A 14961-nucleotide genomic window follows, 5' to 3' on the forward strand; every position below is an offset into this window, starting at 1 on the left:
GACCCGAACGTCGACACACCAAGGAGCACCTCATGCAGCTGGGACTCATCGGCCTGGGCAAGATGGGCGGCAACATGCGCGAGCGCATCCGCCGCGCCGGTCACGAGGTCGTCGGGTACGACCGCGACCAGTCCATCTCGGACAGCACGAGCGTCCAGGACATGATCGACCAGCTCGAGGCGCCCCGGGTCGTGTGGGTCATGGTGCCGGCCGGTGAGATCACCCGCTCCGTCGTCGCCGATCTCGCCGAGCGCCTCGACGAGGGCGACCTCGTCATCGACGGCGGCAACTCCCGCTTCAGCGACGACGCCGTGCACGCCGAGATGCTCAAGGCGCAGGGCGTCGGGTACCTCGACTGCGGGGTGTCCGGCGGCATCTGGGGTCTCGAGAACGGCTACGGCCTCATGGTCGGCGGGCTGAAGAAGCACGTCACCCGGGCGATGCCGATCTTCGACGCGCTGCGCCCCGAGGGCCCGCGCGACGAGGGCTTCGTGCACGCCGGTGCCGTCGGCGCCGGCCACTACGTGAAGATGGTCCACAACGGCATCGAGTACGGCCTCATGCACGCCTACGCCGAGGGCTACGAGCTGCTCGAGAAGAAGGACATCGTCACCGACGTGCCCGGTGCCTTCAAGGCGTGGAGCCGTGGCACCGTCGTGCGCTCCTGGCTGCTCGACCTCATGGTCAAGGCGCTCGAGGAGAACCCCACGCTCGACGACGTCTCCGACTACACCGCCGACTCGGGCGAGGGCCGGTGGACCGTCGAGGAGGCGATCGCCAACTCCGTGCCGATGCCGGTCATCTCGGCCTCGCTCTTCGCCCGCTTCGCCTCGCGCCAGGACTCGAGCCCGACGATGCAGGCCGTCGCCGCGCTGCGTGGGCAGTTCGGCGGGCACCAGGTGATGACGACCGCCGAGGGCGAGCAGCTGCGCGCCGAGGCCGCGACCGGTCCGAAGGACGCGAAGAGCACCCAGCGCAAGGCTGCGAAGAAGGAGAAGCCGACGAAGGACGCCGGCACCGCCCAGGCGAAGGGGCGCAAGGCCGCCTCGGCGGGCCCCTCCTCGGGCAGCGGCAGCACCGGCGGCTCGAAGGGCCCGACGTCGGGCACCCGCTCCACCCGCAGCTCCAGCTGAGGTGCACGTCCGGCACCTCACGGTCGGGGACTTCCGCAGCTACGCGGCGGCCGATCTCGCCCTGGAGCCGGGCATCACGACCCTCGTCGGGCTCAACGGCCAGGGCAAGACCAACCTCGTCGAGGCGATCGGGTACCTCGCGACCCTCTCGAGCCACCGGGTGAGCACCGACCAGCCGCTCGTGCGGGTCGGTGCCGAGCGGGCGATCATCCGTGCCGCGGTGGTGCGCGACGGTCGTGAGCAGGTCGTCGAGCTCGAGATCAACCCGGGCCGGGCCAACCGGGCCAAGCTCGGGCGCTCGCCGCTCCCCCGCACCCGGGACGTCCTGGGCACCGTGCGCTCCGTGCTCTTCGCCCCCGAGGACCTCGCCCTCGTCAAGGGCGACCCCGACCAGCGCCGCCGCTTCCTCGACGACCTGCTCGTCCAGCGCCAGCCGCGCTGGGCGGGGGTCCGGGGCGACTACGACAAGGTCGTGCGCCAGCGCTCGGCCCTGCTCAAGCAGGCCGGTGCCGACAAGCGCGGCCGGGGCCGTCGGGCCCGGGTGCCGGAGGGTATCGACCCGGGCGCCGCCCGTGAGGAGGCGATGCGCACCCTCGACATCTGGGACGACCGGCTCGCCACCGTCGGGGCACAGCTGCTCTACGCCCGGCTGCGCCTGCTCACCGACCTCGTCCCCCACCTCACCCAGACCTACGGCGAGGTGAGCGCCAGCGTCAGCGAGGCGACCGCCCGCTACCGCTCCTCGATCCCCGGCCCGGTCGGCGAGGCGCTCGCCGAGGGCTTCGAGAGCGCGCAGGACGTGCCGCCGGTCGAGCGGCTGCGCGAGGAGCTGCTCGAGGGGATGGCCCAGGTCCGTGACCAGGAGCTCGACCGCGGCGTGAGCCTCGTCGGGCCGCACCGCGACGACATCACCCTGGCGCTGGGCGAGATGCCGGCGAAGGGGTACGCCAGCCACGGCGAGTCGTGGTCCTTCGCACTCGGGCTGCGCCTCGCCGCCTACCGCCTGCTCCAGCACGACCTCGACGACGACCCCGTCCTCGTCCTCGACGACGTCTTCGCCGAGCTCGACTCGGGCCGCCGGACCCGCCTCGCGGGTCTCGTTGCCGGCTCCGAGCAGGTGCTCATCACCGCCGCCGTGGGGGCCGACGTGCCGGAGGAGCTCAGCGGTGCCCGCTTCGCGGTGACGAAGGGCGAGGTCAGCCCGGCATGAGCGGGTCGAGCGAGGAGCCCGGGACCGGGATGGACGGAGGGTCCGGCGCCGATCACGACGACGCCGCGCTGCACGAGGGTGGCGCGCAGGACGAGGCGCTCGACGAGGTCGAGGACGCCGCGGCGACGGCCCTGTCGCGGGCCCGGGCGGTCGCCGCGGGCCGGGGGCTGCGCCCGGGGATGAAGCCGCGCCGGCGCCGGGTGCGCCGCGGCATGGAGCCCGAGGGGTCGGCGATCCCCACCGGGCGCGACCCCGAGCTGCTCGGCGACCAGATCGAGCGGATGATCGCCGACCGCGGGTGGCGCACCGACGTCGCGGCCGGGTCGGTGATGTCGCGCTGGCCGGATCTCGTCGGGTCGCAGGTCGCCGAGCACAGCGCGCCGGTGTCCTTCGAGGACGGCGTGCTCACGGTGCGCGCCGACTCGACGGCGTGGGCCACCCAGCTGCGGTTGCTCACCTCGAGCATCCTCGGCCGGCTCGCCGAGGAGGTCGGCCCCGAGACGGTGGTCGAGCTGCGGGTGGTCGGGCCGAGCGCACCGTCGTGGAAGAAGGGCCCGCGCCGCGCCCCGGGCATGCGCGGCCCGCGCGACACCTACGGCTGAGCCGGGCGAGCCGCCGGTCGCCGCCCACGGAGGCGGTCCTGGCCCGACGTTCCGCACGCGCGAACGCGCGTGGAGGCTCCCCCCTTCGCCCGGGCACTCTCACGGGGAGAGCGGCGCTGGTGCCGCCGTCGACCGACCGCGAAGGAGCGCCGGTGCCCCACGTGTCCATCCCCGCGCTGGACGAGGTCGTGTACCTCGAGCCGGATGAGACGGTGCTGTCCGGCCTGTACAAGGCCGGGTACGCCTACACCGTGGGGTGCAAGCGCGGGGGCTGCGGCATCTGCAAGCTCGACGTCCTCGAGGGCGACTTCACCTACAACCGGCCGGTCGCCGACTCCGTCGTGAGCGCGGACGAGCGCACCGACGGGACCTGCCTGAGCTGCCGAGCCGTCCCGGACTCGGACATCACCATCCAGATGCGCACGAGCGAGCTGCGCCTGGTCAACCCGATCCTCCGCCAGATCAACGCCAAGGCGCGCGAGCGCGCCCAGGCGCTGGCGGCCGGCACCGAGAAGGAGTAACCCATGGGAATCATGCGTCTGGGGTACGCGCACGTGCGCGTCACCGACATGGCCGAGGCCAAGGACCACTACGCGAGCACGCTCGGCCTGTACGAGACCCACTCGGACACGGCCGCCGACGGTGCCAAGCGCACCTTCTACAAGGGCTGGGACGAGTGGGACCACCACTCCCTCGTCCTCGAGGAGGGTGGCGTCGGCGTCGTCAAGTACGGCTGGAAGGTCGAGCACGAGTCCGACATCGACGACATCGAGTCCAAGGCGAAGGCCTTCGGCCTGACCGTCGAGCGGATGGCGAAGGGGGAGAACCCCGAGATCGGCGACGGCATCCGCTTCACCACCCCGAGCGAGCACGTCTTCGAGGTCTACCACCAGGCCACGGCGTACGGCACCGAGGTCGGCTCGCACAACCCCGACGCCTTCCCCCGTCACCTCGTCGGTATCGGCGCCCCCGCGCTCGACCACTCGCTCATCACGACCGAGGACCCGAAGCTCATGGAGCGCATGCTCAAGGACGTCTTCGGCTTCTACGCGACCGAGCGGGTGCAGACCAGCCTCGACGAGGACCACGACCTCGTCGGCACGTGGATGACGTCGAACAACCAGATCCACCAGCTGGCGGTCATCGGCGGACCGCAGGGCAAGCTGCACCACTTCGCCTTCCGCCTCGACAGCTGGAACGACGTCGGCCGTGCGGCGGACCTCATGACGATGGACGACGTGCCGATCGACGTCACCCCGACCCGCCACGGGATCACCCGCGGCCAGACGGTCTACTTCTTCGACCCGTCGGGCAACCGCAACGAGGTCTTCTCCGGCGGCTACCTCGCCTTCCCGGACCGCCCGACGACGGTGTGGACGGTCGACCAGATCGGCAGGGGGATCTTCTACCACTCCCGCGAGCTCAACGAGCGCTTCACCACCGTCCTGACGTGAGCGGGGCGCACGACGCGCACACCCGGACGTCGGCGACGCTCACGCTCGCCGGCGCCCGGGCCGCGGTCGACGCCGCGCTGACGCAGGCCGCCGCGATCGGGGCGTCGATGAACGTCGCGGTCGTCGACCCCGGCGGCGCCCTGCTCGCCTTCGCCCGGATGGACGGGGCCTTCGCCGGATCCGGCGACATCGCGAGGGACAAGGCGCGCACCGTCGTCTGCTTCGGCGGGGCCCCGACCGACGAGCTGTACGCGGCGATCGAGGGCGAGCCCGCGGTCCGCGACGGCATCGCCGGTCGTGAGGGCGTCGCGGCCTTCGGCGGCGGCGTCCCGGTGGTCGTCGACGGCGAGCTCGTCGGCGCCGTCGGTGCCTCGGGCGGGAGCGCAGCGCAGGACAAGCAGGTCGCCCAGGCCGGCGCCGACGCCGTGCGCTGACCCCCTTCGCCCCCGCGCTACGGCGCAGGACTGGTCGCGATCACGACCAGTACTGCGTGGTAGCCCGCGGCAGAGCGGGGGGCGTCGCGACCCAGGACGTACGAAGGGGGACCCACCAGGTGGTGGGTCCCCTTCGGCATGCCCGGGGTGGGCTGCGTGAAGGGGTGGGGCGGGCGAAGGGGTGAAGGGGTCAGGCGGCGCGGGCGGCGGTCTGGCTCGGCAGCTCGCCGAAGCGGCGCTTGTAGTCGGCGGCGAAGCGGCCCATGTGGTGCAGGCCCCAGCGCATCGCGACATCGGTGACGGGCCCCGCGCCCGCGGCGAGGTCGACCCGCACCCGGTCGAGGCGCAGGTCGTGCAGGTAGGCCAGCGGCGAGGTCCCGACGTGCTCTCGGAAGGCCTGCTGCAGCCGGCGTACGCTGCAGCCGGCGATCTCGGACAGGTCCGCGGGGGACCACGGCCGCGCGGGGTCGGCCTCCATCGCCTCGACGGCGCGGTGCACCGGGCGCGGCCGGGTGCTCGTCAGCGAGTCCTCGGGCACCGCCGCGAGGAGCAGCCCGGTGACGAGCATGCTCGAGACCGACTCGGCGACGCGGGGGTCGCGGTAGAGGACGCCGCCGCAGTCGCGCGCGTTGCGCAGGGTCGTGCGGGCCATCGCCACCCAGGCGCGCCCCTCCGGCCCGCTGAGGTCCACGACCCGGGGCAGGACGAGGCCCTTGCGGGCGAGCACCCGCTCGCTCTCTCGGGCGAGGTAGTCCTCGTCGACGCGGAGCCCGAGCACGTCGCTGTCGGGGGTCCACGCCGGCAACCGGGCCGGGGTGTCCGCGGGGAAGATCGCGGCCTGGCCGGGCTCGGTCGTCACCGACGTGCCGCCGAGGACGGACTCCATCGAGCCGCGCAGCTGGAGGTTGATCGCGACGGCACCGGCGTGGTCGGTCGAGATGTCGACGGTCGCGCCGAAGCGGATGTGCGCGACGCGGACGAGGGAGAGGTCGACGACCTCGAGCTCGGAGCGGGCGGCAGAGCCCTCGGAGCGCGGCCGCAGGGCATGCGGGAAGTATGCGTCGGCGACCGCGTCGTGCACGCCCTCCCAGTCGGAGAAGGTGGGCGTGCTCTCATGGAGGTGCCGCATCGCACCTCACCTCCTTCGTCTCGTGAGTATGCGCACCCGGGGGGCCGTCGGGAAGCCGCCGACGAGAAGCGTTCCGCAGCGCGGAACGCCGTGGACCCCCCTTCGCCGGGCCCAGATCCCCGGCGCGAAGGGGGCGGCGAGCCCACCCGAGAGGGTGGGTGCGCTCCCCGGATAGCCGCTGCGCTCAGCGGATCGTGCCCGCGCCGACGCGCTCATAACGTCCCTCCCACGCCGTGCAACGACGCCGGCGACGTGCCCTCCCCTCGCCGGGAGCCACGCAACGCAACGGACCGAGGAGTCAGCACGATGACCCCCTTCATGCTCCGAGTGGCAGACGTGGTCGGTGTGGACGCCGACGACCAGCCCGACGTGGGCGCGATCGCGCCGATGCCGACCACCCGCATCAGCCAGCGGATCTCCACGGGCACCGGCGCCGACCGGCACGTCGCCATCCGCTCCCTCGCCGAGCAGCTGCTGTGCGAGGCCAACGCGGTGCTCGGCCCGCAGCGCCACCACCTCTCCCTCGTCGACGAGACGCTGCCCAGCGAGCTCGCCTTCGAGGTGCGCATGGACGAGCGGGCCGCCCGCATCTCCACCACCTTCGAGGACGGCATCGCCTACGGGCGCCTCGTCGGCCAGGGCTTCGACAGCGAGCTCCCCCAGGAGCTCGACAGCGCGGATGCCCTGCCCGACCTGCTCGTCCGACTCATCGTCGAGGCAGGGGCGCAGCGCCCCGTCGCCTCCTGACCCACGCCCACCCAGGAGGACACCGTGCAGTACGAGCTGAAGACGCAGGTCATCGAGACCCAGCGCCACACCTTCGACCACATCGCCGCGATCTTCGGCGACCGGCCGGCCACCCGGTACCAGGAGGGCTCGGTCGACATCCAGCCCAAGGAGAACTTCCACTACGCCCCGATGTGGGCGCCGCAGGCCCAGCTGTACGGCGACGACTTCAGCGCCTTCGTCCTCAGCGACCCCAACGCCTTCCTCGACCCGCGGCAGTACTACTACGCGCCGTACGTCGCCAACCGCGCCGAGGCCTACGACAGCTTCAAGACCTCGCTGGACTACATCGAGGACCGCGACCTGCTCGGCCGGCTGCCCCAGGACTGGAAGGACGTCGTCTCCGAGGTCGTCATCCCGATGCGCCACTACGAGAGCGGCGCGCAGCTGATCCTCACGGCGGCGGCCCGCTTCAGCAACGGCTCGGCCCTGGCCCAGTGCCTCAGCTACGCCGGCTTCGACCGCACCGGCAACGCCCAGGTCATCTCCCGGATCGGCATCGCACTGGGCGGCGGCACGGCCGACCAGCTCGCGACGGCGAAGACGACGTGGCTCGAGGACGACGCGCTGCAGCCGCTGCGCGAGCACATGGAGAAGACGATCTGCGTCGACGACTGGGGTGTCGGGCTCGTCACCCTCTACGTCCTCGACGAGATGCTCTACGACCTGCTCTACGTGCACCTCGAGGACAAGGCCGTCACCGGCGGGGCCCCGGCGTACTCGCTCGCGATGCAGCACCTCGCCGGCTGGCTGGCCGAGCAGCGCACGTGGATCGAGAAGCTCTTCGCCACGTGGCGCGAGGACCCGCAGACCGGTGAGAAGAACACCGAGCTGCTCGCCTCGACCGTCGAGGAGGCCCTCGCGAAGGCCGAGATCGCCCTTCGCCCGGTCGCCGAGAAGATCGACCGCCTGCTCGACGCCGGCGCCGGCGAGGCTCTCGACGCCAAGGCCGAGCAGCTGCGCGCCGCCCACGTCGTCCCCACGACCGCCTGAGGAGGCACCCCATGAGCGAGACCACCCAGACGCGCAAGGTCGGCGTCGACATCCAGGAGTCGGAGAACAACCGCGGGGTCATCGAGGCGATCGAGGCCGACAACCCCGAGGCCGAGCTCACCCACTCGCCCGGCCTCGTGCGCATCGCCGCCCCCGGCCGCCTCGTCATCCAGCAGGCCACGGTCGAGGAGAAGCTCGGCCGCCCGTGGGAGACCCACGAGTTCCAGATGGCCATCGTCAGCTACTTCGGACACATCCAGGAATGGGATGACGACGAGATCGTCATCGCCTGGGACCACTGAGAGGACCGATCACCATGACCATCGCACCGAAGAAGACCCGCAAGCTCTCGATGAAGTCCCGCTACCAGGCGCTCACCCGTGACCTGGACTGGGAGCCGAGCTACGTCGAGAAGGACGAGATGTTCCCCTACCTCGAGTTCGAGGGGATCAAGATCCACGACTGGGCGGCCTGGGAGGACCCCTTCCGCCTGACGATCGACGCGTACTGCAAGTACCAGGCCGAGAAGGACAAGCGCCTCTACGCCGTCCTCGACGGCTTCGCCCAGGGGCAGGGCCACCTCTCCCTCACCGACGCGAACTACCTCAACGCGATGAAGCTCTTCATCCAGGGGGTCGCGCCGCTGGAGTACGCGGCCCACCGCCACTTCTCCTTCCTCGCGCGTCACCTCGCCGGTCCCGGGCCGCGCTTCGCGGCCATGTGCCAGTCGATCGACGAGATGCGTCACTTCCAGACCGAGACGCACACGCTGAGCAACTACAACAAGTACTACGGCGGCTTCCACAACTACGTACAGATGCACGACCGCGTCTGGTACCTCTCCGTCCCGAAGTCCTTCTTCGACGACGCCCTCACCGCCGGCCCCTTCGAGTTCCTCATCGCCGTCGGCTTCTCCTTCGAGTACCTGCTGACCAACCTGCTCTTCGTGCCCTTCATGTCGGGGGCGTCCTTCAACGGCGACCTGCCGACGATGACCTTCGGCTTCTCGGCGCAGTCCGACGAGTCGCGGCACATGACGCTCGGCCTCGAGGCGATCAAGTTCATCCTCGAGCAGGACGAGGACAACGTCCCGATCGTCCAGGCGTGGGTCGACAAGTGGTTCTGGCGGGGCTACCGCGTCACGGCGCTCATCGCCCAGATGCTCGACTACATGCTCCCGCGCAAGGTCATGAGCTGGAAGGAGAGCTTCGAGCTCTACTTCGAGGAGCAGATGCTGGGCGGTCTCTTCAAGGACCTCGAGTTCTACGGGATCCGCCCGCCGAAGCACGTCGACGACGCGATCGCCGAGAAGGACATCCTCAGCCACGAGGTCTACTGGACGCTCTACCAGTTCGCCTTCGCCGCGTCCTTCACGACGACCGTCCCCGACGACGAGCACCTGCAGTGGCTCTCCGACAACTACGGCGAGGCCTTCACCAAGGACTTCCTCCCGCTGTGGGAGAAGGAGAAGAAGATCGTCGCCGAGGGCGGGCGCACCTTCTACCGCGGGCTGCCCCAGCTGTGCCAGGTCTGCCAGGTGCCGATGCTCTTCCGCGCCACCGACGGCTCGGACGAGATCGTCCAGCGCGAGTCCGAGCACGAGGGCGAGCTGTACAACACCTGCTCCGACGGCTGCCAGTGGATCTTCGAGCGCGAGCCCGAGAAGTACGTCCAGGCCTGGCTGCCCGTGCACCAGATCTTCCAGGGCGCGTGCGGCGGTCCGAGCGTGCCCGAGGTCCTCGACTGGTACGGCCTGCAGGAGGGCGACGGCGGCGAGTACATCGGCTCCGTCGACCACCAGAACTGGGAGAAGTGGCACGGCCGCGGCACCGCCGCCGACGACGGCACCGCCGCCGACGCCACAGCTGCCGCCAACGACGACGCGGCCGCCGTGGCCGCCGAGGGGAGGAGCTGAGATGGCTCTGAAGACGATCGGTGCGTACGACTTCCCGTCGCGCTCGCGCCAGGAGCTCTACGGCGAGGACCAGATGGTCCACGTGTGGTGGCGCGACAACCCGTGGCTGTGCTCCGCGGTGACGCAGCGGGCCCCGCGCTCGATGACCTTCGGCGACTTCTGGTCGCAGCTCATCGTGCCGTGGGCGGGCACCGACCCGGAGCTCGCCGAGGGCAAGGACTGGAGCGACTTCGAGTGGACCCTCGGGGGCGAGCCCTTCGCCCCCGACCCGCAGAAGTCGCTCGCCGACCTCGGCATCGCCCACAAGGCCACGCTGTCCATGCGGGGCGCGGCCGCCTGAGCGCGGCCGCCCCGGCGGTACCCACGAAGAGCGAGGACTGTCATGACGCGGTACACCATCACCGTCGAGCCGCTCGGTCGCGAGATCGAGTGCGACGAGGACCAGACCATCCTCGAGGCCTGCCTGCGCAACGGCGTGTGGCTGCCTCACTCCTGTACGCACGGCACCTGTGCCACGTGCAAGAGCGAGTGGCTCGACGGTGAGGTGGACCACGGCCAGGCCAGCTCCTTCGCGCTCATGGACTTCGAGCGCGAGGAGAAGCTGCTCACCTGCTGCGCCAAGCCTCGCTCCGACGTGACGATCGAGGCCGACCTCGACGTCGACGAGGACCTCGAGGTCTTCCCCGTCGACGACTACACGGGCACGGTCACCGTGCTCGAGGACATCGCGACCGACACCCGACGGCTCGTCGTCGAGCTCGACCGCGAGATGGGCTTCAACGCCGGGCAGTACATGAAGCTGCTCGTCCCCGCGTGCGCGGACGGCCCCGAGGTCGACCGTACGTACTCGATGGCCAACCCGCCCACGCAGACGAGGACCCTCGAGTTCCACATCCGCAAGGTCGAGGGCGGGCGCGGGTCCGACGGCTGGGTCTTCAAGGACCTTGCCGTGGGCCATCAGATCCGCCTCTCCGGGCCGTACGGGCGCTTCGTGCTCAAGACCGGCGACGACCGTCACGGGATCATGGTCGGCGGCGGCACGGGCCTGGCCCCGATGAAGTCGATGGTGCGCCACGCCCTGGAGAACGGCGAGTACGAGGGCGAGCTGACCCTCTACGCCGGCGGGCGCTCGCGCGCCTGGCTCTACGACGTCGACGTCTTCCGGGCGCTCGAGGAGGAGCACGAGGGCTTCACCTTCCGCCCGTGCCTGTCCGACGAGACCCCGGAGGAGGTCGCCGCCTCGGGGGACGACCCCGACCGCTACGGATACGGGCTGGTGACCGACGTCATCGCCGCCGATCACGACAAGCTCTCCGGCTGCGCCGGCTACCTGTGCGGCCCGCCGCTCATGGTCGAGTCGGCGCTCAAGGTCCTCATGTCCAAGCGGCTCTTCCCCCGCGACATCTACCGCGAGGACTTCTTCAACGAGGCCGACAAGGTCGACGGCGGTCTCAAGTCCCCCCTGATCAAGAGGTGATCCGAGCAGTGACGAGCACGACGACCCCGACTGCCGCCCCGACGAACCCCGAGATCGGTCGGTCCGTCCAGACCGGGCAGCTACGCACGAACTACCACGACAGCGGTCCCCCGTCGGGGGGCGAAGGGGGGACCGTCCTCCTCCTTCACGGGTCCGGACCGGGGGTGAGCGCCTTCGCGAACTGGCGCCTGCAGATCCCCGCGCTCGGCGCGCGGCACCGCGTCATCGCGCCCGATCTCGCCGGCTTCGGCTTCACCGACGTGCCGGAGGGGCAGGAGTACAGCCGCGAGGTGTGGCTGCGCCAGGTCGTCGACCTCCTCGACGCCCTCGAGGTCGACCGGGTCGACGTCGTCGGCAACTCCTTCGGCGGGTCGATGGCGCTCGCGCTCGCGATCCACCACCCGGAGCGGGTGCGCTCCGTCATCCTCATGGGCAGCGTCGGGGTCCCCTTCGCCATCACCGAGGGGCTCGACGCGGTGTGGGGCTACGAGCCCGACGTCGAGACGATGGGCCGCCTCATGCGGGAGACCTTCGCGTACGACAGCTCGCTCATCACCGACGAGCTCGTCGCGAGCCGGTACGCCGCCTCGACGCGCAGCGAGACGATGGAGGCCTTCTCCTCGATGTTCCCCGCCCCCCGCCAGCGGTGGGTCGACGCGATGGCCCACCCGGAGGGCTCGATCCGTGGGATCGAGGCCCCGGTGCTGCTCGTCCACGGGCGTGACGACAAGGTCATCCCGCTGTCGACCTCGCTGACGATGCTCGAGTGGATCGACGACGCGCGGCTGCACGTCTTCGGCCGGTGCGGGCACTGGACGCAGATCGAGCACGCCGCCGCCTTCAACGAGCTGGTCCTGGACTTCCTCGACCAGCAGCCGGGCTAGAGCCCCGAGTCGCGCAGGGTCCGGCTGAGGGTGAAGGCCGCGGTGCGCACGGCGATGCCCAGATGAGCCGGGTCGATCGAGCGGGTCGGCCCGGTCACCGACAGGCCCGCGCGGATCTTGCGGTCGGAGCCGAAGACCGGCGCTGCCACGCACGAGACGCCGACCGTCGACTCCTCGAGGTCGAGCGCCATGCCGACGCTGCGGATCTTGCGCAGCTCCTGGGTGAGCTGGCCCGGCGTCGTGATCGTGCGGGGGGTGAAGCGCGGCAGCCCGGCCTCGACGCGGGCCCGCACGGTCGCCATCGGGGAGTACGCGAGCATCACCTTGCCCACCCCCGTCGCGTGGGCGGGCAGACGGCCGCCGAGCCGGGAGTCCAGGCCGAGGTTCGGGCCGAGGATCTTGAGGTAGACGACGTCGACGCCGTCGAGCATCGCGAGGTGCACGCGGTGGTGGGTCGCCGCCCGCAGGTCCTCCATGACGGGGTCGGCGGCGTCGCGCAGGTCGCGGTGCGCCGGCACCTGGGTGCCGAGCTCGAAGAGCTTGGGCCCCAGGCGGATGCGGTCGTCGAGGCGCTCGAGCACCTGGACCTCGACGAGCTGGGCGACGAGCCGGTGCACAGAGCTCACCGGGAGATCGGTCGCCCGGGCGACCGCCCGGACCCCCGACGCCCCCTTCGCCACGGCGTCGAGGATCGCGCTGGCACGGGCGATGACGCCGTCGTCAGCGGTGTTCCGCTCATCGGGACGCATTCCTTGATCATGCCGCAGACGCAGCGGGATCGTCGACACAACAGACCTCACGACACCGTCGTTGCCGAGGAGAGCACCATGTCAGCACAGCCCGTCGTCCAGCCCGTCGAGACCGCCTGGTGCGCGTCGACCCCGTTGCGCCGCAAGCCGTCCGACGGCGGTGGTCTGCGCTCGGTGTCGACGGCTCTCGACGTGCTCGAGTGCTTCGCCGCCGACGGCGAGCTCGGCGTCTCCGACATCGCCCGCCGGCTCGGCATCGCCAAGAGCACCGTGCACCGCGTCCTCACGACGCTCGCCGGGCGCGGCTTCATCGAGCAGGACCCCGAGACCGGCCTCTACCGTCTCGGGCTGCACCTCTACGAGCTCGGCGAGCTGACCATCGGGCGCCACGAGCTGCGCCACCGGGCGCTGCCCACCCTTCGCCAGGTGGCCACCCAGACCGGGCTCACCGTGAACTTCGGGGTCCCCGACGGCGCCGATGTCGTCTTCCTCGAGCGCATCGCGCTCGGTGCCGGCGAGCACATCCTCGGTCACGCCGGACGACGCTTCCCCGCCCACGTGACGAGCTCCGGCAAGGCGATCGCCGCCTTCAGCCTCACCGTCGACCGGGCCCGCCGCGAGGCGGGCTTCCCGCCGCGCGTGCGCGGCACCGTGCGCACCGAGCAGGACTGGGCGCACGAGCTCGCCGGGGTGCGCTCGAAGGGGTACGCCATGGCCGTCGACGAGTCCTTCGACGGGGTGGGCTCGATCGCCGTGCCCGTCCTGCGCGGCGAGCTCGCCGTCGCCTCGATCTCGGTCTTCGGGCCGAGCGAGTCCGTCGTCGCCCGCGAGGACCGCATCGTCCCCCTGCTGCGAGCCGCCGCCCGCCGGATCGGCCGCCAGACCCACTGACCCCGCCACCCCCCGGACCCCCGTCACCTCGCGAGGTGGCGGGGGTCTGCCCTGTCGTGGCCTGCTCCTCGGGCGACGGTTCTTCGCGGGTCGAGGTATCTGGGTGCGCTGGGGGTCGCGGGTTTACCTCGACCCGGGCGAAGGTGGACCCCACCCCTCCGAGATGTTGGCGCGTGCGCGGGTTGCAACCCGCGCACGCGCCAGCTGCTCGAGCAGGGGGGGGGGGGGTGGTTTCGAGGCTCTTTCGTCGCACCTCGACCAGCAAACGGCTGGGTCGGGCCTGGCGGGTCTCGCACCTCGACCAGCAGGGGCCTCGACCAGCCGCAGACGGGGGTGTCCCGCTGATCGGGACGTTTTCGTAGCCCTGGTCGGGGTGGGTGCGGGAGCCTCGTGGGGTCGCTGCGGGACGCACCCGGCGCACGTTCCACCGAAGGGAACGAGCCGACCACCGCGCCCCCGACATCCCTAGTTTTGATCGAAGTCCGCACCGTCGAAGGAGACCCATGGGCGAGCCGAGCCAGGTCCAGCAGGAGGCAGCGCAGCGCCTGCTGCGGGCCTACGAGACCCACACCCCGATCCCGCCGCTCACCGCGGACTACCCCGAGCTCACGGTCGAGGACGCCTACGGCATCCAGCTCGAGCAGGTGCGCCGCTGGACCGAGGACGGGCGCACGGTCGTCGGGCACAAGGTCGGGCTGACCTCCGCCGCGATGCAGAAGCAGCTCGGGGTCACCGAGCCCGACTTCGGCCACCTCTTCGCCGACTTCGTCTACGCCGAGCACGAGCCGATCCCCGCCGACCGCTTCCTGCAGCCGCGGGTCGAGCCGGAGATCGCCTTCGTCCTCAAGTCTCCGCTGGCCGGCCCGGGCGTCACCGTGACCCAGGCGATCGCCGCGGTCGACTACGTGCTCCCGGCCCTCGAGGTCGTCGACAGCCGCGTCGCGGACTGGAAGATCACCCTCGCCGACACCATCGCCGACAATGCGAGCTCGGGCGGCTACGTCCTCGGCTCGACGCCGACCCCCCTGCACGAGGTCGACCTGCGCCTCGTCGGCTGCGTCTTCCACCGCAACGCCCAGGTCATCGGGACCGGGGCCGGCGGCGCCGTCCTCGGCTCGCCGATCACCTCGCTCGTCTGGCTCGCCAACACCCTCGGCGCGCTCGGGACGACCCTCGAGGCGGGCGAGGTCATCCTCCCCGGCTCCGTCACCGCCATGAGCCCGGTCGCCCCGGGCGACACCTTCACCGCCACCTTCGCCGGGCTCGGCAGCGTCACGGCCCGCTTCGCCCACAGCTGAGAGACG

At 71.4% G+C, this 14961-nt stretch carries 17 protein-coding genes; 15 read left to right on the forward strand and 2 right to left on the reverse strand.

All coding sequences use genetic code 11. The features are described 5' to 3' along the window. The first annotated feature begins 32 nt into the window (after positions 1–32). The 6 genes from gnd (at position 33) to EEW87_RS11740 (ending at position 4833) form a co-directional block, all read left to right on the forward strand. Positions 33–1133, forward strand: coding sequence for a phosphogluconate dehydrogenase (NAD(+)-dependent, decarboxylating) (gnd, locus tag EEW87_RS11715; protein ID WP_123093623.1), 1101 nt, complete (start codon positions 33–35; stop codon positions 1131–1133). A gap of 1 nt (position 1134) precedes the next feature. Then, positions 1135–2343 (forward strand): DNA replication/repair protein RecF, encoded by a 1209-nt coding sequence (gene recF / locus EEW87_RS11720; protein WP_123093624.1) that lies wholly within the window; start codon positions 1135–1137, stop codon positions 2341–2343. Beyond that, positions 2340–2945 (forward strand): DciA family protein, encoded by a 606-nt coding sequence (locus tag EEW87_RS11725; protein ID WP_225985103.1) that lies wholly within the window; start codon positions 2340–2342, stop codon positions 2943–2945. Before recF ends, EEW87_RS11725 begins: the two co-directional genes overlap by 4 nt. A gap of 152 nt (positions 2946–3097) precedes the next feature. Continuing rightward, a complete protein-coding gene (locus EEW87_RS11730) occupies positions 3098–3466 on the forward strand; it encodes a 2Fe-2S iron-sulfur cluster-binding protein (RefSeq protein ID WP_123093625.1) in 369 nt (122 codons plus the stop codon). Positions 3467–3469: 3 nt separating this feature from the next. Next, positions 3470–4399 carry a catechol 2,3-dioxygenase gene (locus tag EEW87_RS11735; protein ID WP_123093626.1) on the forward strand — a complete coding sequence of 310 codons (930 nt, stop codon included), beginning with the start codon at positions 3470–3472 and terminating at the stop codon, positions 4397–4399. Continuing rightward, positions 4396–4833 carry a GlcG/HbpS family heme-binding protein gene (locus EEW87_RS11740; protein WP_123093627.1) on the forward strand — a complete coding sequence of 146 codons (438 nt, stop codon included), beginning with the start codon at positions 4396–4398 and terminating at the stop codon, positions 4831–4833. The genes EEW87_RS11735 and EEW87_RS11740 overlap by 4 nt, the downstream gene beginning before the upstream one ends. Before the next feature lie 190 nt (positions 4834–5023). On the opposite strand, the gene EEW87_RS11745 is transcribed toward EEW87_RS11740, so the two are convergent. After that, on the reverse strand, positions 5024–5962 hold the full coding sequence (locus tag EEW87_RS11745) for an AraC family transcriptional regulator (protein ID WP_123093628.1): 939 nt from the start codon (positions 5960–5962) through the stop codon (positions 5024–5026). A 345-nt stretch (positions 5963–6307) separates the two neighbouring features. Between EEW87_RS11745 and EEW87_RS11750 the strand changes: the two genes are divergently transcribed. The 7 genes from EEW87_RS11750 to EEW87_RS11780 are packed head-to-tail and all read left to right on the forward strand — an operon-like array spanning position 6308 to position 12017. Further along, positions 6308–6709, forward strand: a complete 402-nt coding sequence (locus EEW87_RS11750) for a hypothetical protein (protein ID WP_123093629.1) — start codon at positions 6308–6310, stop codon at positions 6707–6709. Between the two features lie 24 nt (positions 6710–6733). After that, positions 6734–7741: a ferritin family protein gene (locus EEW87_RS11755; protein WP_123093630.1), complete on the forward strand. Its 1008-nt coding sequence runs from the start codon at positions 6734–6736 to the stop codon at positions 7739–7741. A gap of 11 nt (positions 7742–7752) precedes the next feature. Further along, positions 7753–8043, forward strand: coding sequence for an MmoB/DmpM family protein (locus tag EEW87_RS11760; RefSeq protein WP_068270921.1), 291 nt, complete (start codon positions 7753–7755; stop codon positions 8041–8043). A 14-nt stretch (positions 8044–8057) separates the two neighbouring features. Continuing rightward, a complete protein-coding gene (locus EEW87_RS11765; protein WP_123093631.1) occupies positions 8058–9656 on the forward strand; it encodes a YHS domain-containing protein in 1599 nt (532 codons plus the stop codon). Between the two features lies 1 nt (position 9657). After that, positions 9658–9996, forward strand: a complete 339-nt coding sequence (locus EEW87_RS11770) for a phenol hydroxylase subunit P4 (RefSeq protein ID WP_123093632.1) — start codon at positions 9658–9660, stop codon at positions 9994–9996. A gap of 42 nt (positions 9997–10038) precedes the next feature. Further along, positions 10039–11133, forward strand: coding sequence for an NADH:ubiquinone reductase (Na(+)-transporting) subunit F (locus EEW87_RS11775; protein ID WP_123093633.1), 1095 nt, complete (start codon positions 10039–10041; stop codon positions 11131–11133). Between the two features lie 8 nt (positions 11134–11141). After that, positions 11142–12017: an alpha/beta fold hydrolase gene (locus EEW87_RS11780; RefSeq protein ID WP_163562442.1), complete on the forward strand. Its 876-nt coding sequence runs from the start codon at positions 11142–11144 to the stop codon at positions 12015–12017. Here the strand turns inward: EEW87_RS11780 and EEW87_RS11785 are convergent. Further along, complete coding sequence (locus EEW87_RS11785) at positions 12014–12766, reverse strand: IclR family transcriptional regulator (protein ID WP_123093810.1); 753 nt, start codon at positions 12764–12766, stop codon at positions 12014–12016. The genes EEW87_RS11780 and EEW87_RS11785 overlap by 4 nt on opposite strands. Positions 12767–12844: 78 nt before the next feature. Here EEW87_RS11785 and EEW87_RS11790 point away from each other — a divergent pair, with 78 nt between their 5' ends. Together EEW87_RS11790 and EEW87_RS11795 are read left to right on the forward strand one after the other, a co-directional pair. After that, positions 12845–13657: an IclR family transcriptional regulator gene (locus EEW87_RS11790; protein WP_163562443.1), complete on the forward strand. Its 813-nt coding sequence runs from the start codon at positions 12845–12847 to the stop codon at positions 13655–13657. A 503-nt stretch (positions 13658–14160) separates the two neighbouring features. Then, entirely contained in the window at positions 14161–14955 is a 795-nt protein-coding gene (locus EEW87_RS11795; RefSeq protein WP_123093237.1) for a 2-keto-4-pentenoate hydratase, read from the forward strand. Positions 14956–14961: the final 6 nt, after the last annotated feature.

It is taken from the genome of Janibacter melonis (assembly GCF_003721155.3).
GTDB classification, from domain to species: Bacteria; Actinomycetota; Actinomycetes; order Actinomycetales; family Dermatophilaceae; genus Marihabitans; species Marihabitans melonis.